Annotated in this window: 18 protein-coding genes and 1 pseudogene; 15 read left to right on the plus strand and 4 right to left on the minus strand. The window is 73.0% G+C overall.

The window, feature by feature from the left end; all coding sequences use genetic code 11:
* The first annotated feature begins 174 nt into the window (after nucleotides 1-174).
* Nucleotides 175-717, plus strand: a complete 543-nt coding sequence (locus tag N5I75_RS28495; RefSeq protein ID WP_476681988.1) for a YbjN domain-containing protein — start codon at nucleotides 175-177, stop codon at nucleotides 715-717.
* A 10-nt stretch (nucleotides 718-727) separates the two neighbouring features.
* On the opposite strand, the gene N5I75_RS28500 is transcribed toward N5I75_RS28495, so the two are convergent.
* The gene (locus N5I75_RS28500; protein ID WP_476681990.1) at nucleotides 728-1930 is read right to left on the minus strand and encodes a hypothetical protein; all 1203 of its coding nucleotides are present in this window, start codon (nucleotides 1928-1930) and stop codon (nucleotides 728-730) included.
* Between the two features lie 78 nt (nucleotides 1931-2008).
* Complete coding sequence (locus N5I75_RS28505; protein WP_476681992.1) at nucleotides 2009-3193, minus strand: pyridoxal phosphate-dependent aminotransferase; 1185 nt, start codon at nucleotides 3191-3193, stop codon at nucleotides 2009-2011.
* Between the two features lie 793 nt (nucleotides 3194-3986).
* Here N5I75_RS28505 and N5I75_RS28510 point away from each other — a divergent pair.
* From N5I75_RS28510 to kynU, 10 genes are all read left to right on the plus strand, one after another.
* Nucleotides 3987-4508: a DUF2617 family protein gene (locus N5I75_RS28510; protein ID WP_476681994.1), complete on the plus strand. Its 522-nt coding sequence runs from the start codon at nucleotides 3987-3989 to the stop codon at nucleotides 4506-4508.
* A gap of 98 nt (nucleotides 4509-4606) precedes the next feature.
* A complete protein-coding gene (locus N5I75_RS28515; RefSeq protein ID WP_476681996.1) occupies nucleotides 4607-6163 on the plus strand; it encodes a polyamine aminopropyltransferase in 1557 nt (518 codons plus the stop codon).
* A 285-nt stretch (nucleotides 6164-6448) separates the two neighbouring features.
* Nucleotides 6449-7264, plus strand: coding sequence for an SRPBCC family protein (locus N5I75_RS28520; RefSeq protein WP_476681998.1), 816 nt, complete (start codon nucleotides 6449-6451; stop codon nucleotides 7262-7264).
* 26 nt (nucleotides 7265-7290) lie between these two features.
* Nucleotides 7291-8091, plus strand: a complete 801-nt coding sequence (locus tag N5I75_RS28525) for an aldose epimerase family protein (protein ID WP_476682000.1) — start codon at nucleotides 7291-7293, stop codon at nucleotides 8089-8091.
* Nucleotides 8092-8114: 23 nt separating this feature from the next.
* Nucleotides 8115-8669 carry an orotate phosphoribosyltransferase gene (gene pyrE, locus N5I75_RS28530; RefSeq protein ID WP_476682002.1) on the plus strand — a complete coding sequence of 185 codons (555 nt, stop codon included), beginning with the start codon at nucleotides 8115-8117 and terminating at the stop codon, nucleotides 8667-8669.
* Nucleotides 8670-8830: 161 nt separating this feature from the next.
* Nucleotides 8831-9862: a class II fructose-bisphosphate aldolase gene (gene fbaA / locus N5I75_RS28535; RefSeq protein WP_476682004.1), complete on the plus strand. Its 1032-nt coding sequence runs from the start codon at nucleotides 8831-8833 to the stop codon at nucleotides 9860-9862.
* An 85-nt stretch (nucleotides 9863-9947) separates the two neighbouring features.
* Nucleotides 9948-11126: a MalY/PatB family protein gene (locus N5I75_RS28540; RefSeq protein WP_476682005.1), complete on the plus strand. Its 1179-nt coding sequence runs from the start codon at nucleotides 9948-9950 to the stop codon at nucleotides 11124-11126.
* Between the two features lie 46 nt (nucleotides 11127-11172).
* Nucleotides 11173-11586 (plus strand): DUF3151 domain-containing protein, encoded by a 414-nt coding sequence (locus N5I75_RS28545; protein ID WP_476682007.1) that lies wholly within the window; start codon nucleotides 11173-11175, stop codon nucleotides 11584-11586.
* Between the two features lie 160 nt (nucleotides 11587-11746).
* Nucleotides 11747-12625 (plus strand): tryptophan 2,3-dioxygenase family protein, encoded by an 879-nt coding sequence (locus N5I75_RS28550; RefSeq protein WP_476682009.1) that lies wholly within the window; start codon nucleotides 11747-11749, stop codon nucleotides 12623-12625.
* Entirely contained in the window at nucleotides 12618-13808 is a 1191-nt protein-coding gene (kynU, locus tag N5I75_RS28555; protein ID WP_476682011.1) for a kynureninase, read from the plus strand. The genes N5I75_RS28550 and kynU overlap by 8 nt, the downstream gene beginning before the upstream one ends.
* Here kynU and N5I75_RS28560 read toward each other — a convergent pair.
* Nucleotides 13805-14413 (minus strand): TetR/AcrR family transcriptional regulator, encoded by a 609-nt coding sequence (locus N5I75_RS28560; protein WP_476682013.1) that lies wholly within the window; start codon nucleotides 14411-14413, stop codon nucleotides 13805-13807. The two genes, kynU and N5I75_RS28560, sit on opposite strands and share 4 nt — an antisense overlap.
* A 195-nt stretch (nucleotides 14414-14608) precedes the next feature.
* On the opposite strand from N5I75_RS28560, the gene N5I75_RS28565 reads away from it, so the two are divergent.
* The 4 genes and pseudogenes from N5I75_RS28565 to N5I75_RS28580 all read left to right on the plus strand — a co-directional run bounded on the left by N5I75_RS28565 (nucleotide 14609) and on the right by N5I75_RS28580 (nucleotide 18820).
* Entirely contained in the window at nucleotides 14609-15484 is an 876-nt protein-coding gene (locus N5I75_RS28565; protein ID WP_476682015.1) for an alpha/beta hydrolase, read from the plus strand.
* A gap of 82 nt (nucleotides 15485-15566) precedes the next feature.
* Nucleotides 15567-16916 (plus strand): sensor histidine kinase, encoded by a 1350-nt coding sequence (locus N5I75_RS28570; RefSeq protein ID WP_476682017.1) that lies wholly within the window; start codon nucleotides 15567-15569, stop codon nucleotides 16914-16916.
* A complete protein-coding gene (locus N5I75_RS28575; protein ID WP_476682019.1) occupies nucleotides 16913-17578 on the plus strand; it encodes a response regulator in 666 nt (221 codons plus the stop codon). Before N5I75_RS28570 ends, N5I75_RS28575 begins: the two co-directional genes overlap by 4 nt.
* A 19-nt stretch (nucleotides 17579-17597) precedes the next feature.
* A pseudogene (locus N5I75_RS28580) lies at nucleotides 17598-18820 on the plus strand (cytochrome P450).
* Here N5I75_RS28580 and N5I75_RS28585 read toward each other — a convergent pair.
* Nucleotides 18786-19031, minus strand: coding sequence for a hypothetical protein (locus N5I75_RS28585; RefSeq protein ID WP_476682021.1), 246 nt, complete (start codon nucleotides 19029-19031; stop codon nucleotides 18786-18788). The pseudogene N5I75_RS28580 and the gene N5I75_RS28585 sit on opposite strands and share 35 nt — an antisense overlap.
* Nucleotides 19032-19100: the final 69 nt, after the last annotated feature.

Genomic DNA, 19100 nt, shown 5'->3' on the forward strand with positions numbered 1-19100 from the left:
CCCCAGAGATGGCGCACGAAGTGCGCATCTCGGGGGCGCGGGGAACTGCGCGAGCAACCACAACCTGTCCGCACCCGGCGAACAACGAAAACCCGGCAGACGAGGTCCCGGGCTTGCCCCCCAGGGGCCCCGATGGGAGAGGATGGGCCTCAGCCATACGAAGGGACCAAGCGCGTGAGCATCGACCCGTCCTCGATTCCCAATTTCGGGGGACAGCCCGAACCGCAGCAGGGAGCGGGACCGGCAGGCCCCGTCATCCCCGACCAGGACCTCGTCAAGCAGCTCCTGGAGCAGATGGAACTCAAGTACGTCCTGGACGACGAGGGTGACCTCGCCGCGCCGTGGGAGGAGTTCCGTACGTACTTCATGTTCCGCGGCGAGGGCGACCAGCAGGTCTTCTCGGTGCGGACGTTCTACGACCGCCCGCACGGCATCGAGGTGAAGCCGCAGCTCCTGGAGTCCATCGACGACTGGAACCGCCGCACCCTGTGGCCGAAGGTCTACAGCCACACCCACGACGACGGCACGGTCCGCCTCATCGGCGAGGCCCAGATGCTGATCGGCACCGGTGTCTCCCTGGAGCACTTCGTGTCGTCGACCGTCAGCTGGGTGCGCGCCGCGATCGAGTTCGACCGCTGGCTCGTGGAGCAGCTCGGCCTCGAGGCCGAGGTCGACTCGGCGGAGAACCCGGAGAAGCCCGGGGACGACGGGGAGTAGTCTCCGTCCCTCACAGCGGTTTGTGGACGTAGACCAGCAGGTACGTCCCGTACGCCACCGAGAGCCCGGCCAGCCACCCCACCGTCAGGAGGGCGTGCGCGGGCCGGGCTCTCGCCGTACGGGCCAGCGCGCACGCCACCGGGAGCAGCAGCGGGAACGCGGGCAGCAGGAAGCGCGGCTTGGACGCGAAGAAGCCGGAGCCGCCGAGCGTGACGAGGAGCAGGACGCCGCTGTAGACGGCGAGCGGCAGCGGCGGCCGGTCCAGGAGCAGCAGCCCGTACAGGAGCAGCGCCACCACGACGATCACCAGCGTCATGCCGAAGACGAAGCGGTGCCCGTGCTGAAGTACCCGCCAGGCCATCCGCACCGATCCGGCCCCGTAGTCGAACGTCGAGCCCCAGCCGCGCTGCACCGCGAAGTACCCGCCGAGCGGATCGCCTCTTCTGAGCCCGACCCACAGCACGTACGAGAGCCAGCCGGCCGGTGCGAGGAGCGCGCCCGTCCACAGCCTGTGGGAAACGCGCCCGCGCCGCCGGACCAGCTCGTACGCGGCGGTGACGAGGACGGCGGCGGCGACCGCGACCCCGTTCGGCCGGGCGAGTCCGGCGAGGGCGGCCAAGGACCCCGCCCACAGCCAGCGGCCCGTCAGGACGGCGTACAGCGACCAGGCGGCCAGCGCCGTCAGCACCGGCTCCGTGTACGCCAGGGACAGCACCACCGAGTGCGGCAGCAGGCCCCAGACCACGACAAGGAGCGTCGCCGCGAGGCGGCCGTGCAGCAGTTCGCCGATCCGGTAGACGCCGAGGGCGGCGGCGAGCGCGGCGGTCCAGGAGATCAGCAGCGCGCAGAGCGGGGCCCCGGCCGGCGGCAGGACCATGTGCAGGGCGCTGACCAGCGCCGGGTAGAGCGGGAAGAAGGCCAGGTCGCTGTAGACCTGGCCGGTCCCGAACGGCACGGTGCGGCCGTAGCCGTGCTCGGCGATGTGCAGGTACCAGAACGAGTCCCAGGACCGCCCGAGGAGCGTGAGCGGCTGCTTGCCGGTCGCCCACCCGGCGACGGCCACGGCGAGCGCCCCGGTGAGCCGGGCGGCGGCGAAGAGCCCGAGGGCGCGGGCGGCCCCGGTCGCGAGCGGGCGCGGCAGCGACCGGGGTCCCGGGGCGGGGGCGGTGGTGGCTGAGGGGCCGTCCAGGACGGCGGCGGAAGGCTCGGTCACAACCGAACCCTGCGGCGCACCCGCCGGGCCCGCGAGCGGGGAGCCGCCATCCGGGCGGCCCCCGTCGGGCCGGGCGGGTCAGAGCTGCTTCAGCCGCGCCACGGCGTCCGCGAGGACCTCGTCCCGCTTGCAGAACGCGAACCGTACGAACGGGGCCCCGGCCGCGCGGTCGTCGTAGAACACGGCGTTCGGGACGGCGACGACCCCGCAGCGCTCGGGCAGCGCGCGGCAGAACGCGAAGCCGTCGTCGAAGCCGAGCGGGCGGATGTCGGTCGTCACGAAGTACGTGCCCTGCGGGCGGAAGACCGCGAACCCGGCGTCCGCGAGCCCGGCGGCGAGCAGGTCGCGCTTGGCCGTCATGGCGGCCCGGTAGTCGCTGAAGTAGGAGTCGGGGAGCGCGAGGGCCTCGGCGACCGCGTACTGGAAGGGCCCGGCGGAGACGTAGGTGAGGAACTGCTTGGCGGAGCGCACCGCCGTGACCAGCTCCGGTGACGCCGTCACCCACCCCACCTTCCAGCCGGTGAACGAGAACGTCTTGCCCGCCGAACCGATCGTCACCGTCCGCTCGCGCATCCCGGGCAGCGAGGCGAGCGGCACGTGCTCGGCGTCGTCGAAGGTGAGGTGCTCGTAGACCTCGTCGGTGACGACGAGGAGGTCGCGCTCGACCGCCAGCTCGGCGACGGCCTTCAGCTCGGCGCGGGTGAGGACGGTGCCGGTCGGGTTGTGCGGGGTGTTGATCAGCAGGAGCCGGGTGCGCGGGGTGATCGCGGCGCGCAGTTCGTCGAGGTCGAGGCGGAAGGCGCCCTCGTGCGGGCGCAGCGTCACGGGCACGCGCGTACCGCCCGCCATGGCGATGCAGGCCGCGTACGAGTCGTAGTACGGCTCGAACGCGACGACCTCGTCCCCGGGCTCGACCAGCGCGAGCAGCGACGCGGCGATGGCCTCGGTCGCGCCCGCCGTGACCAGGACCTCGCGGTCCGGGTCGAGCGCGATGCCGTACCGGCGCTCCTGGTGCGCGGCGATCGCGGTGCGCAGTTCGGGGACGCCGGGGCCCGGCGGGTACTGGTTGCCGCGCCCCTCGCGCAGCGCCCGGACCGCCGCCTCGCGGACCTGCTCGGGGCCGTCGGTGTCGGGGAAGCCCTGACCGAGGTTGATGGCGCCGGTCCGCACGGCGAGCGCGGACATCTCGGCGAAGATCGTCGTGCCGAACTCGGCGAGCCGGCGGTTGAGCAGGGGGCGCGCGCTGGAGGTCATGGCGGCCATCCTCCGCCGAACCTCTGGAGTTCCTCAACTCCGGCTTGGCCCGCGGCGCGTTCGGGCATCCCCCTGTCACGCCCGCTCGGGGCGCCCCTCGGGGACCGCGGAACGCACGCGGCCCGGGGGGAACGGGGGACGAGAGAGGAGGGCCGGTGATGGGAGCACTCTTCATCATTGCGGTCTCCGGGATCTTCGTGTTCGTGATCGTCATGACCATCGTGCAGGCGGCCAGGGGAGTCAGCCGGGCCGGAGCGCGTATGGCGCCCCAGCGGGGCCGCCGAGGGGGACGGGGGCGCGGGAGCGGCGACAGTTGGTGGGCTGACAGCAGCAGCAGCGGGGGCGGCGGCGCCTCGTGCGGGAGCGACAGCTCCTCCTGCGGCGGTGGATCTTCGTGCGGCGGCAGCTCCTGCGGGGGCGGCGGCTCGTCGTGCGGCGGCGGGGGCGGGTGCGGCGGCGGCAGCTGACGCCGGGCCCGGGCTGCGGCCCGCGCGGAGGCGACTGACACGGGGCAGTCGGTCCGCGCGGGCCGCAGGCACGTGTGTTCCCCTTGACACCCGGCAGAGGGGTGTGGGGCGGGGAAGCCCGCTAAGGCAGTTGAACAGTTGAACTGGGGAGCCCTCGGGGGGATGGAAACCCTCCGAAGTTGGGTAAAAACGCTGTGAGGGCGACGACGCCCATGATTCCCTTTAACCGTCAACTCAGCGCCCTCGTACTGCGTCTCAACGCGTCCGCGTGGGCACGAGCCGGTCCCATCGACACAGCCGGCCCCACCTCCTTTGCGCGCTTGCGGAGCCGACCCATGCTCACGACCCTGAACACCGCGTACACCGACACGAGTGCGGCCGATCTGGCCTGGGCCCTGGGCCGGGAGCCGCTCCCCGCGCTCGCCACCCTCGACCTCGAACTCAGCGGCGCCAAACTGGAGTTGCGGCTCCTCGGCGCCTCCCACCAAGTCCTGCTCGACGAGGAGCACGGCAGCTGCTCCGAGACCGTCGCCTGCATCCCCGGCAGCAGCACCCCGCTCCCGCTCGGCGTCGCCAAGCGCGTCGGCGACTGGGAGTACGAGTTCGCCGCGCACGTCGAGCACCTGACCGAGGGCCAGTTCGCGGGGCGCGCCCAGGAGCTGCTCGCCCTCGTCGCCGACCATCCGAACGGGCTCGCGGGCGTCTTCCCCGGCTCCCCGCACGCCTTCACGGCGATGCTCGCCCAGTACCACGAGGGCCAGGTGCAATGGCGCACCTGGCACGCCTATCCGCAGGACGGCCAACTCGTCGCCACCCGCAGCCGGGTGGGCGTACGGATGCCGGTCGCCGCGCTGTAGAGCGCCATGCCCACATTGGCGGGAGTATGCGTGCCGTGCGCCCGTTCCACACGTGTGGGTGACGAGGAGCGCTCGGACGGTGACGTAGCGTTCCCACCGTGATCGAACCGCACGTGTCCGCGCCGCCCGCGAGGCGCGGAGTGACGACCCGGCCGCCGGGCGGGCACGGCCGGGCCCCGCTCCCGGTGAAGCCGGGCACCGGCCGGTTCCTCGTCCTCGTCTGCGTCTTCGTCTGCGCGGCCTGCGGACTCGTCTACGAGCTGGAACTGGTCGCCCTGGCCTCGTACTTGATGGGTGACTCGGTCACCCAGGCGTCCGTCGTGCTCTCCTTCATGGTCTTCGCGATGGGGCTCGGCTCGCTCGCCGCCAAGCGGCTGCGGCCGCGCGCCGCCGCCGGGTTCGGGCTGGTCGAGGCGGCGCTCGCGCTCGTCGGCGGGTTCAGCGCGATGGCGCTGTACGCCGTGTTCGCGTGGGCCGACGGCGGGGCCGGTGCCGCGGGGATCTGGAGCGACAGCCCGCGATGGCTGCTCATCGGGTTCTCGCTCGCCATCGGCGTCCTCATCGGCGCCGAGGTGCCGCTGCTCATGGTGCTCATCCAGCGGATCCGGCGGCAGGACGCGGGCGGCGCCGTCGCCGACCTGTTCGCGGCGGACTACGTGGGCGCGCTCGTCGGCGGCCTCGCCTTCCCCTTCCTGCTCCTGCCGATGTTCGGGCAGCTCACCGGGGCGCTGCTGACCGGCGCGGTCAACGCGGTCGCCGGGGGCGCGCTCGTGCTCGGGCTGCTCCGGCGGGACCTCAGCGTGCGGGGGCGGCGGGTGCTGCTCGTGGTGAACGTGCTGGTGCTCGGGGTGCTCGCCGCCGCGTTCGTCCGCGTCGACGACTTCGAGCGGGCCGCTCGGCAGGCCATCTACGGGGCGGACGTCCGGGTCGCCGAGCGGACCGCCGTGCAGGAGGTCGTCCTCACCGGCGGTGAGCGGGGACGGCCGCTCGACCTCTACCTCGACGGGCAGTTGCGGGTCAGCGGGCGGGACGAGGCGCGGCGGCATGCCGCGCTGGTCGGGCCCGTGATGCGGGGCGGGCCCCGAGCGCGGGTCCTCGTCCTCGGCGGGGGCGACGGGCTCGCCGTCCGGGAAGTGCTCCGGTGGCCCGGAGTGCGCCAGGTCGACGTCCTCGACACCGATCCCGGGGTCGTCCGGCTCGCCCGTACGGATCCGGGGCTCCGGGCGCTCAATCGGGGGGCGCTCGCCGATCCTCGGGTGGCGGTGCGGACCGGGGACGTGTTCGGGCTGTTGCGGGGTGGGGGTGTGCCGCGGGGGCGGTACGACGTGGTGATCTGTGATCTGCCCGATCCGGGGCGGACGGGGAGTACGAAGCTCTACTCGGTGGAGTTCTACGGGCTGGTGTCGCGCGTGCTGAGCGCTCCGCGGGGGCGGGTGGTGGTGGCCGGCGGGGCCGTCTCCGGGCGGTTCTGGACCGTGGTGTCGTCCGTTCGGGCGGCGGGTCTGCGTGTGGTGGCGTACCGGGGCGAGCGTGGTCCGGCGGCCTTCGTCGCGGCCGGCCGCGTCCTTCCTCGGCTCCCGTCCGTCCGGCCCGTGCCGGGCCCGGCCCACCCGTATCCACCGTCGACCTTGGTGCACCCGCGCTATGGCGACTGACGGCGCGCAGTTCCCCGCGCCCCTGACAAACGGCATCCCGCCGTGGGGAATGGGTGCGTTGCCGGGTGCGCCGTGCGTCGTGGCTGGTCGCGCAGTTCCCCGCGCCCCCGGGACGCGCACTTCGTGCGCCGTCCCAGGGGCGGGCGGGGCTGCGGCGAAGCCGCATGCACCAGGGGCGCGGGGAACTGCGCGACCAGCCACGACGAAGTTGCAGGCAAAACGAATCCGCATCCGCGCCCCCGAACAAGACGCCCACCCCCGACGGAGTCGCTACGCTCGGGTGCCATGGAGCATGAGGTGTTCGTTCCGGTTCCCGCCGAGTCCCTTCGGGCGGTGCTCTGCGATCCGTCCCGCGTGGAGAGGGCCCTGCCCGGGTTCCAGCGCGACACGGCGGGTGAGGGTGGCCGCCTCAAGGTACGTATCGACGGCCACACCATCACCTACCGCGGAGCGGTCCGCGTCGTGGAGGCCCCCGACGGCTCCTACGCGGTCACCGGCGAAGGCGCGGAGGCGCGCGGCACCGGACGGGTCGAGTTCGCGCTGACCGCCCGGGTCGTCGCGGCCGACGGGGGGTCCCTGCTCACGTTCGCCGGTACGGCCTCCGGCGACGGCCGGGTCGCCGAATTCTCGCAGGAGGCGGTCACCTCGGCGGCCAACCGGCTGCTGAACCGTTTCGCTGGGAACCTCGGCGCGGCAGGCCAGGAGCCCGGCTCGGACGACGAGCCGGACGACGCGATGGACGACGACACGGACGACAGCCTGGAAAGCGGCATCGCCGACGCCGACGACGAGGGTGACGACAGCGTGCCCGCGCGCCCCTCCCTCTACGACACCGACGTCCCCCCGTCCGGCCTCGAACCCGCCCCGGACGACGACGACACCGACCTCCCGGCGGAGCCCGCCGCCGCGCACGCCCGGCGCACGATGATCGGGCGCAGCGCCGAGGAGGTCGACCACGCGCCGCCGCGCGGCCGGTACGCGCCCGTGCCCGCGCCCGAGGGCGTCACGGCGAGCGCCACCCTGCGCTGGGCCGCGCCCGCCGCCGCGCTCGCGCTGGCGTCCGCGATCGTGGTGGGGCGGGCCCTGCGCAGGCGGCACTAGCCACCCGCCGCATAGGGTCAGTCGTCGTGACGACTCAGGAGACGACGCTGACCGCGGGCGACGCGGAAGTGACCGTGGCGCCGGGCAACGGCTGCCGGATCAGCAGCCTAAAGATCGCCGGGACCGAACTGCTCCGGCAGGGGGAGCGGTACGGCTGCTTCCCGATGGTGCCCTGGTGCGGGCGGATCAGGGACGGGCGGTTCCGGGACGGCGGGCAGGTCCACCAGATGCCGCTGAACTCGCCGCCGCACGCCATCCACGGCTTCGGCCGCGACGCCGAATGGACCACCGCGCGGGTCAGCGGCTCGGAGGCGGTGTTCACGTACGACCTGACCGACCCGTGGCCCTACCCGGGGCGCGTCACGCAGATCGTCGCGCTGACCGAGGACTCGCTGACGCTGACGCTCGGCATCGAGACGTACGGCGACTCGTTCCCGGCGCAGGCCGGCTGGCACCCGTGGTTCAACCGGCACCTGGAAGGCGTCGACAACAGCGGTGACGTGCGGATCGCCTTCGAGCCCGCCTGGCAGGAGGAGCGCGGCGACGACCACCTGCCCACCGGGCGCCGCGTGGGCATCGAGCCCGGCCCCTGGGACGACTGCTTCGGCATGCCCGACGGGGTCGATGTGACGCTGACCTGGCCGGGTGCGCTGGAAGTGAACGTCAAGAGCCGGGAGCAGTGGGTCGTCGTCTACGACGAGCAGGACGCCGCCGTCTGCGTCGAGCCGCAGACCGGGCCGCCGAACGGGCTCAACACGGAGCCGCGGCTCGTCACCCCGGTGGAGCCGCTGGAGGCCGGCACCACCTGGACCTGGCGGCGCCTGTAAAAGCAGCATCTAAGCTCGTAGCCATGACGACGAACGACGTGCGCGCGGCGCTGCTCCAGCAGATCAAGGACAAGGCCGTGGTGCACGGCAAGGTGACGCTCTCCTCCGGTCTTGAGGCCGACTACTACGTCGACCTGCGCCGCGTCACCCTCGACGGCGAGGCCGCGCCGCTGGTCGGGCAGGTGCTGCTCGACCTGACCGAGGACCTTGAGTACGACGCCGTCGGCGGGCTGACCATGGGCGCCGACCCCGTCGCCGGTGCCATGCTGCACGCCGCCGCCGCCCGCGGGCAGCGGCTCGACGCGTTCGTCGTCCGCAAGGCCACCAAGGCGCACGGCATGCAGCGCCAGGTCGAGGGCCCGGACATCAAGGGCCGCCGCGTGCTCGTCGTCGAGGACACGTCCACGACCGGCGGGTCGCCGCTGACCGCCGTCGAGGCCGTGCGCGCGGCGGGCGCCGAGGTCGTCGGCGTCGCCACCATCGTGGACCGTGCGACCGGCGCCGCGGAGAAGATCACCGAGGGCGCCGGGGTCCCGTACCTGTACGCGTTCGGCAAGGACGAGCTGGGCCTGGACTAGGCCCACACCTCAGCTCCGGCACAAGTCTGGAAAGATGGGGGCGACGATGATGTCACCCCATGGTGCTTGTCACCCCATGGTGCCTGGTGAGGGTCGGACCACCGGTCGGAACACCTGAACTACCCAAACCCGCAATCGCGCGCTTCACGAGGAGTCGGCAGATGGCCATCGCAACCCCGGATCAGTACAACGAGATGCTCGACCGGGCCAAGGCGGGCAAGTTCGCCTACCCGGCCATCAACGTCTCCTCGACGCAGACCCTCAACGCGGCCCTCCAGGGCTTCGCCGAGGCCGAGAGCGACGGCATCATCCAGATCTCGACCGGTGGCGCCGAGTACCTCTCGGGCCAGGGCGTGAAGGACATGGTCGTCGGCGCCCAGGCGCTCGCCGAGTTCGCGCACGTCGCCGCCGCGCGCTACTCGAACAAGATCGCGCTGCACACCGACCACTGCCCGAAGGGCAAGCTGGACGGGTACGTGCGCCCGCTGCTCGACATCTCCGCCGAGCGCGTCAAGAACGGCGGCCTGCCGCTGTTCCAGTCGCACATGTGGGACGGCTCGGCCGAGACCCTCGCCGACAACCTCTCCATCGCCGAGGAGCTGCTCGCCAAGGCCAAGGCCGCGCACATCATCCTGGAGATTGAGATCACCCCGACCGGTGGTGAGGAGGACGGCGTCTCGCACGAGATCAACGACAACCTCTACACCACGGTCGACGACGCGGTCCGCACCGTCGAGGCGCTCGGCCTGGGTGAGAAGGGCCGCTACCTGCTGGCCGCCTCGTTCGGCAACGTGCACGGCGTCTACAAGCCGGGCAACGTCGTGCTCCGCCCCGACCTGCTGGCCGAGCTGAACGCGGGCGTCGCCGAGAAGTACGGCAAGCCGGCCGGCTCCAAGCCGTTCGACTTCGTCTTCCACGGCGGCTCGGGCTCCACCCTGGAGGAGATCCGCACCGCGCTGGAGAACGGCGTCGTGAAGATGAACCTCGACACCGACACCCAGTACGCCTTCACGCGGCCGATCGCGGGCCACATGTTCGAGAACTACGACGGCGTCCTGAAGGTCGACGGCGAGGTCGGCAACAAGAAGACGTACGACCCGCGCGTGTGGGGCAAGAAGGCCGAGGCGAGCATGACCGCCCGCATCGTCGAGGCCTGCGAGAGCCTGCGCTCCACGGGTACCCGCATCAAGTAACACCCGTACCAGTCCGTGCACGGGCCCGGCGCTCCCGCTTCTCCCGGGGGTACCGGGCCCGTGCCATGCCCGGAGGTGCCTTTCAGTGACGAACGACCACACCGGCCCGTACGACTTCGACATCCCGGTCGACCGGCACGGCACCTGGTGCGTGCAGTGGGACGGCATCACGGACCGCTTCCCGGTCCCCGACCTGCTGCCGTTCACCATCTCCGACATGGATTTCCCGTGCGCGCCCGAGGTGCTCGCCGCCCTGAACGCCCGCCTGGCGCACGGCGTGTTCGGCTACACCGACTGGCGCAACGACGCCTTCCGCGGCGCCATCCGTGACTGGTTCCGCACCCGGTACGCCACCGAGGTCGACACCGACCGGCTCGTCTACGGGCCGTCCGTCCTCAACCAGATATCGCAGCTCCTGCGCATGTGGACCGTGCCGGGCGACGGGGTCGTCCTGCACACCCCGCACTATGACGGGTTCCGCAAGGCCGTCACCGGGCTCGGCCGTGACCTGCGCACCGTCGGCCTCGACGACTGGACCGGCCTGGAGCGGGAGCTGGCCAGGACCGACAGCCGCGTGCTCCTGCTCTGCTCCCCGCACAACCCGACCGGGCACATCTGGACCGACGCCGAGCTGCGCCGCCTCGCCGACCTCGCGGGCACCCACGACGTCGCGGTCATCAGCGACGAGATCCACGCCGACCTCACCCACGACGGGTACACGCACCTGCCGTGGACCCGGTACGCCGACGGGCTGCGCTGGGCGCTCGTCACCTCCGCGACCAAGTCCTTCAACTTCCCGGCGCTGAGCGGCAGTTACGGGTTCGTCGGCGATCCGGACGACCACGCCGAGTTCGTGCGCCGCATGGACACCGGTGAGGGGCTCGCCTCCCCGGCCGTGCTCTCGCTCACCGCCCACATCGCCGCCTACCGCGAGGGCGGCGCCTGGCTGGACGCCCTGCGCGCGTACACGTACGGCAACCTGCGGCTGCTCGAGGAACGGCTCGACGCCGCCTTTCCCGAGCTCAAGTGGCGCCCGCCGCAGGCCGGTTACCTGGCCTGGATCGATCTGCGGCCGCTCGGCGTCACCGCCGACGACGAGCTGCAGCGCGTCCTCGTCGAGCAGGAGAAGGTCGCCGTCATGCCGGGCGGGACGTACGGGGCGCCCGGCTTCATCCGGCTCAACGTCGGCTGTCCGCGGAGCAAGGCGGAGGCGGGCGCGGACGCGCTCGTGCGCGCCCTGCGCACCGTCACGGGGCGTGACTGATCACCGGCGTGGAGGACAGCCGCCCCGATGGCGCAGACTGGAAACCATGAGCCTTCACGAGAACCTGCTCGGGGGACCGCCCCCGACCCACCTGCCCGACGACCCGGAGCCGCGCGAGCTGCTCGCCGGCGGCACGCCCCCGGCCGACGTCGCCGCGAAGTACCCGATCTCCTCGCTCGCCTGGGCGCAGCTCGCCGACGCCGCGTTCGAGCGGGGCAGCGTCGTCGAGTCGTACGCGTACGCCCGTACCGGCTACCACCGCGGGCTCGACGCGCTGCGGCGCAGCGGCTGGAAGGGCCACGGGCCCGTGCCGTGGGAGCACGAGCCGAACCGCGGCTTCCTGCGCGCCCTGCACGCCCTCGCCCGCGCGGCCGGTGCCATCGGCGAGCAGGAGGAGTACGAGCGCTGCTCGCAGTTCCTGAAGGACTCGTCCGAGACGGCGGCGCAGACCCTCGGCTAGGGCGGAGGTTCTAGCGGTCACCGTGTGTGAGGCCCGCCTGTGACCAGGCGGGCCTTGCCGTTCCGGGGGACCATTGTGAAGGATGCGAGGTGGGGACCGGGGCCCCGTGCCGGTAACGGCAGGGCGGACCGCTACCCGGAGTACACATCAGGAGACAGCGATGTCCCACGACGCGGATCACGGAGAGCACGCCTCCACGGCGCCCGGCACCTCCTCAGCGGCGGACACCCCCGACGCGCCGCATCTCGACTTCGCGGGCACCACGCCCTACGAGGACTACGTCCAGGCCGACGTCCTCACCCACCTCCAGCACCTGCGCTCGGACGACCCCGGCGAGATGGTCTTCCTCGTGACGACCCAGGTCATGGAGTTGTGGTTCACCGTCATCGTGCACGAGTGGGAGACCGCCGCCCGCGCGCTCACCCAGGACGACGTGCCGACCGCCGTCGCCGCGCTGAAGCGCTCGCGCCGCGAGCTGGAGGCGCTGAACGCCTCGTGGCGACCGCTGGCGGGGCTCACCCCGGCCCAGTTCAACTCGTACCGCTCCTCGCTGGGCGAGGGCTCCGGTTTCCAGTCGGCGATGTACCGGCGCATGGAGTTCCTGCTCGGCGACAAGTCGGCGTCGATGCTGGTGCCGCACCGCGGCGCGCCCCGCGTCCACGACGAGCTGGAGAAGGCGCTGCACGAGCCCAGCCTCTACGACGAGGTGCTCCGCCTCCTCGACCGCCGCGGCCACCGCATCCCGCGCTCCGTCCTCCACCGGGACGTGTCCCAGCGCTACGAGCCGTCGCCCGAGGTGGAGGCCGTCTGGACGGCGCTGTACGCGGGTGACGAGTCGTCCGAACTCGCGCGGCTCGGCGAGGCGTTGACCGACGTCGCCGAGCTGGTGTGGCGCTGGCGCAACGACCATCTGGTCGCCACGCGCCGCGCCATGGGCGCCAAGACCGGCACCGGCGGCTCCGCCGGAGTGGCGTGGCTGGAGAAGCGCGCGCAGAAGAACGTCTTTCCCGAGCTGTGGACGGCGAGGTCCCATGTCTGACCTGTACGAGCGGGCGCGCACCCTGGACGCGGCCGACCAACTGGCGGCCGTGCGGGCCGACTTCGTGCTGGACGATGTCGTGTACCTGGACGGGAACTCGCTGGGCGCGCTGCCCGTCAACGTTCCCGGACGCCTCGACGACGTCGTGCGCCGCGAGTGGGGGCAACTGCGGATCCGGTCCTGGACCGAGTCCGGCTGGTGGACCGCGCCCGAGCGGATCGGCGACCTGATCGCCCCGGTGGTGGGCGCCGCGCCGGGCCGGGTCGTGGTCGGCGACTCCACGAGCGTGAACGTGTTCAAGGCGCTGGTCGGCGCGGTGCGCCTCGCGGGCGAGGGGCGCGACGAGATACTCGTCGACGCCGCCACCTTCCCGACGGACGGCTACATAGCCGCCTCGGCGGCCCGGATGACCGGCTGCACGGTGCGCGCGGTGGCGCCGGGCGAGGTGCCGGACGCGCTCGGTCCCCGTACCGCCGCTGTGCTGCTCAACCACGTCGACTACCGCACGGGCCGCCTGCACGACCTGCCGGGGCTCACCGCGGCCGTCCGCGCGGCCGGGGCCGTCAGTGTCTGGGACCTGTGCCACAGCGCGGGCGCGCTGCCGGTCGGGCTCGACGAGCACGGGGTGGATCTCGCCGTCGGCTGCACGTACAAGTTCCTCAACGGCGGGCCGGGATCGCCCGCCTACCTGTACGTGCGCGGCGAGCATCAGGCCGCCTTCGACTCGCCGCTGCCGGGCTGGAACTCGCACGCCGAGCCGTTCGGGATGCGGCCGGAGTACGAGGCCGCCGAGGGCGCGGTGCGCGGGCGGGTCGGGACGCCGGACATCCTGTCGATGCTGGCCCTGGAGGCGGCGCTCGAAGTCTGGTCGCGGCCGGACGTGTCCGTCGACGCCGTGCGCGCCAAGTCCCTCGCCCTGACCGACTTCTTCCTGGAGTGCGTCGAGCGTTACGTCCCGGCGGGGCGGGTGGAGCCGGTGACCCCGGCCGCGCACGCCGAGCGGGGCAGCCAGGTGGCGCTGCGGTGCGCGGACGCGGGCGCCGTCATGGAGAAGCTGATCGCGGCGGGCGTCGTCGGCGACTTCCGGGCGCCGGACGTGCTGCGCTTCGGGTTCACGCCGCTGTACCTGGGGTTCGCGGAGGTGGAGCGGGCGGCGAAGGTGCTCGCGGAGACGCTCGGCTAGCCGACGTACACGCCCGCCTCGGCCGCCGTCACCGCCGCGGCCACCGCACGGGCCGCGTCCGCCTCTGTGGGCGCGGTCCCGGTCGTGAGGAGGCGGTAGTAGAGCGGCGCGGACACGGCCCGGACGACCTCCGCCGCGTCCGTCCCGGCGGGCAGCTCCCCGCGCTCCACGGCCTCCTCGACGGACGGCGCCCACTCGGCGACCCGGACCTCGTAGAACTGGCGCAGGGCGTCGGCGGTCCGCTCGTCGCAGGTGGCGGCGGCGATCACGGCGCGGAACAGCGGGCCCTGGCGCGGGTCGGACAGGGTCCGCCGGACGAGTTCCGCGTTCGCGGTGAGGTCGCCGCGCAGGGTGCCGGTCGCCGTGCGGGGCAGCGACTCCTGGGCCATCTGCGCGAGCAGGTCGGCGACGAGTCCGGTGGGGGAGGACCAGCGCCGGTAGACCGTGGTCTTGCCGACGTCGGCGCGGCGCGCGATGTCGGCGAGGTCGAGCCGGTCGAAGCCCTCCTCGGCGAGGACGTCGCCGGCGGCGTCGAGCACCGCCGCGCGGACACGGGCGGTGCGGCCGCCGGGACGGAGCGTGCCGGGTTCGGGGTCGCTGCTCATGACAGGCAGGGTAACGGCACAGCAGGACCGTTTATTCGGTCACTGTACGTGTCGGCGCACGTCATCGGCCTGGTAGCGTCCGCTTACTTCCTGGTGCACCAGGGTTTTTCCCGCGGGTTCTCCTGCGGGTTCCCCTGAGGATTTCTCCTGAGGGTTTTTCTTGCACTCACGTCGCGACGTCGAGAGGTTGGGAGCATGCCGGACGAAGCCGCCGCGCACGACGAGGCGGAGGAGGCGTCGGCCTTCTCGCACCCCGCGGTCCCGCCGGACGCCACCGCCGCCTACGGCGACCACCCCGACCAGGTCGTGGACCTCTACACGCCCCGGAACGGCGCGACCGGGGCCCCGCTCGTCGTCGCCCTGCACGGCGGCGCGTGGCGGACCGCGTTCGACCGGGCGCACCTGAGCCCGTTCGCCGACTTCCTGGCCCGGCGCGGGTTCGCCGTCGCCAGCGTGGAGTACCGGCGCGGCCGGCCGCTCCCCCGACAGGGTGCGAAGGCCCCGGCGGCCGGGCGCTGGCCCGAGACCTTCGACGACGTGGCCGCCGCGCTCGACGCGCTGCCCGCGCTCGTCGCCGAGCACCTGCCCGCGGCGGACGCGCGGCGCACCGTCGTCACCGGGCACTCGGCGGGCGGCCACCTCGCGCTGTGGGCGGCGGCGCGGCACGTCCTGCCCGCGGACTCGCCCTGGCGCATCCCGGTTCCGCCCGCCCTGCGCGGCGTCGTGGCGCTCGCGCCGGTCGCCGATCTCGGGCTCGCCCGGAAGCTCGGCGTGTGCGGGGGAGCCGTCGGCGAACTGCTGGGCGGCGAGGACGAGTTGGCCGATGCGCGCCTTCCGTACGCCGATCCGGCGCGGCTGCTGCCCACCGGCATCGCGACGACCCTCGTGCAGGGCCGTGACGACACGACCGTGCCGGTCGCCGTCGCGGAGGCGTACGCGGACGCGGCGGCCAGGGCGGGCGAGGTCGTCGGCGTCACGCTCCTGGAGGGGGTCGGGCACTTCCCGCTGATCGACCCGGCGGCGGACGCGTGCGCGGTCGTCGCGGAGGAGATCGCCCAACTGGCCTGGTGAGCCGTGTAGTCCTCACGGCGGACCCCCGAGACCCGTCTCGCTGGGGACGACCGGCCGCGCGGCGGACCGTACCGTCGATGACATGACCGAGACGACCACCACCTCAGGGGCGCCCAGAGACCGCAGCCCCGAGTTCAGCCTCGCGCAGTCGGCGCTGCGGGGGCTGCGCGAGGACCTGTTCCGCGACGTGCGCGCCTACCGCCCGCTTCCCAGGTCGGCGGCGGACGGGCCGTGGGCCCGGCTCTGCCCGCCCGGCGTGCGCAAGCACCTGGGGCTCTTCCCGCACGCCGTGGTGCTGGCGCTGGCCCTGCTGACGTTCTTCGTGGGCATGGCGAACGGCAGCATGTACAGCGACATGTCCGTGTCCGTCCTGGCGGGGCTCATCGCGGCGGTGCCGGTGGCGCTCACCCTGCTGCGGCCGGTCCTCGCCTGGTGGGTGTCGCTCGCGGCGGCGCCCGTGCTCATCCTGGTGACCAGCGACGACCTGTACCCGTGGTCGGCGGGCAGCATCGTGGGCCACACGGCCGTGATGATGGTGGTCGCGGCGCGCACCCGGCCCCGTACGGCGGCCTGGATGTGGGTGCTCAGCGCGGTGTACTCGGTGGTCGCGGGCGAGCTGATGGGCGGCCTGGACTCCGGGGTGTCGGTCCCGCTGCTGGTGTTCTCCGGCGTCGCGGTCGCGATCGTCACCCTGGTCCAGGTCAACCGCACCACGCGGCGCCAGGTCGTCCAGGAGCGCACGGTGACCGCCGTCGAACGCGACCGGCGTACTTTGCTGGAGGAGCGCACCAACATCGCCCGCGAGCTGCACGACGTCGTCGCCCACCACATGTCGGTCGTCGCGATCCAGGCGGAGGCGGCGCCCTACCGGGTCGAGAACCCGCCGCCCGAGCTGGAGCAGGCGTTCGTCACGATCCGGGAGAACGCGGTGGCGGCGCTGACCGAGCTGCGCCGCGTCCTGGGCGTCGTACGGGCGGAGGACTACGAGGCCCCCGACGCCCCGCAGCCCACGCTCGCCGACCTCGACAAGCTCCTGGAGAACGTGCGCGAGGCCGGGCTGACCGTCACCAAAACCGTCACGGGGGCGGTGCGCGAGCTGCCGCAGGGCGTCGAGCTGTCGGCGTACCGGATCGTGCAGGAGGCGCTCAGCAACGCGCTGCGGCACGCGCCCGGCGCGGACGCGGCGGTCGAGGTGTCGTACGTGCTCGGCGGCCTCGGCCTGCGCGTCGTCAACGGCGCCCCGAGCGCCCTCGCCAAGCCCTCGCCCGGCGCCGGGCACGGCATCACCGGCATGCGCGAGCGCGTCTCGATGCTCAGCGGCGAGATGACGGCGGGGCCGACGGCGGACGGCGGCTACGAGGTCCTGGTCTTCGTGCCGGTCGCGGCGCACAACCCGGCGCAGGCCGACGACACCACCGGGGCGGACGCATGATCAAGGTCCTTGTCGCCGACGACCAGATGATGGTGCGCGAGGGCTTCTCGGTCCTGCTCAACGCGATGCCGGACATCGAGGTCGTCGGCGAGGCGGTCAACGGGATCGAGGCGGTGGCCAAGGTCCGCGAACTCCGCCCCGACGTGGTCCTCATGGACATCCGCATGCCGGAGCTGAACGGCATCGAGGCGACCCGCGAGATCGTCGCCGCCGACGAGGGCGCGAAGGTCCTCGTCCTCACCACCTTCGACCTCGACGAGTACGTGTACCAGGCGCTGCGCGCGGGCGCGTCCGGCTTCCTCCTCAAGGACGCCTCGGCCCGCCAGCTCGCGGACGGCGTACGGGTGGTGGCGAGCGGCGAGGCGCTCCTCGCGCCCTCCGTGACCCGCCGCCTGATCACCGAGTTCTCGCGCCTGGCCGAGACGCCGAAGCTGCCCGCCGTGCAGAACCCGGGGGCGTACGGGGAGCTGACCGACCGCGAGACGGAGGTCCTGGTCCTCATCGCGCAGGGCCTGTCGAACGCGGAGATCGCCGAGCGGCTCGTCGTCGCCGAGTCGACGATCAAGACGCATGTGAGCAGGGTTCTGGTGAAGCTGGGCCTGCGCGACCGCACGCAGGCGGCCGTCTTCGCCTACGAGGCACGTCTGGTCACACCGGGCTGAACGGGGCTAGCGTCCAGCCATGGATGCCATGGATGGAGCCGTCTTCGACCCGTGGTCCCCGGCCTTCGTGGCCGACCCGTACCCGCGTACGCGGCGCTGCGCGAGGCCGGGCGGGTGCACTGGTTCGAGCCCACGCGCCAGTACCTGGTCCCGCGCCACGCGGACGTGTCGGCGCTGCTGCGGGACCGCAGGCTCGGCCGCACGTACCAGCACAGGTACGCGCACGAGGACTTCGGCCGCACCCCGCCGCCCGCGGAGCACGAGCCGTTCCACACCCTCAACGACCACGGCATGCTCGACCTCGAACCGCCGGACCACACGCGCATCCGCCGCCTGGTCTCCAAGGCGTTCACCCCGCGTACGGTCGAGCGGCTGCGGCCCTACGTGGAGAAGCTCGCCGGGGACCTGGTCGCGGGCCTCGTCGCGGACGGCGGCGGCGACCTCCTCACGGCGGTCGCCGAACCCCTCCCGGTCGCGGTCATCGCGGAGATGCTCGGCATCCCGGAGGCGGACCGCCCGCTCCTGCGCCCCTGGTCGGCGGCGATCTGCGGGATGTACGAGCTGAACCCGCCGGAGGAGACGGCGCGGGCGGCGGTGCGGGCGGCGGTGGAGTTCACGGAGTATCTGCGGGCCCTGATCGCGGAGCGCCGCCGCGAGCCCACCGACACGGACCTGGTCTCGGCGCTGATCGCCGCCCACGACGAGGACGACGACCGCCTCACCGAACAGGAACTGATCTCGACCTGCGTCCTGCTCCTGAACGCGGGCCACGAGGCCACGGTCAACTCGACGGTGAACGGCTGGTGGGCCCTGTTCCGCCACCCGGACCAGCTGGCGGCGCTCCGAGCGGACCACGGCCTCGTCCCGACCGCGGTCGAGGAGCTGATGCGCTACGACACCCCGCTCCAGCTCTTCGAACGCTGGGTGCTCGACGACATCGAGTTCGCGGGCACCACCCTGCCCCGCGGCTCCGAGGTCGCCCTCCTCTTCGGCTCGGCCAACCACGACCCGGCCGTCTTCACGGACCCGTCCCGCCTCGACCTGACCCGCGCCGACAACCCCCACATCTCCTTCAGCGCGGGCATCCACTACTGCATCGGCGCCCCCCTGGCCCGCGTGGAACTGGCGGCGTCCCTGCGCGCCCTGCTCACCCAGGCCCCCACCCTCCACCTCACGGCGGAACCGACCCGCAAGCCGAACTTCGTGATCAGGGGCCTGGAGGGGCTCCCCGTCGCGCTCTGAGAAGCCGGTGCAGCAGGACACCGCCGAGGGCGCCGGCCAGGGTGCCGCCGCCCAGGCACACCGGCAGCGCGAGGTAGAACACCCGCCAGTCGGGCCCCGTCTCGAACCGGTTGACGCGCCCTTGCGCCAGCTCCCACCACACCCACAGCCCGGCCGCGATCCCGGCGAGGACGGTCAGACATCCGAGAGCTGCTTCCCTGCGTTGTCCCATGCCCTGGACGGACGTGCGGTCACGGTCAACGGTTGCGCCGCTTGATATACCTGCTGAGCAGGTACGAGG

Source organism: Streptomyces sp. R818, from assembly GCF_056172735.1.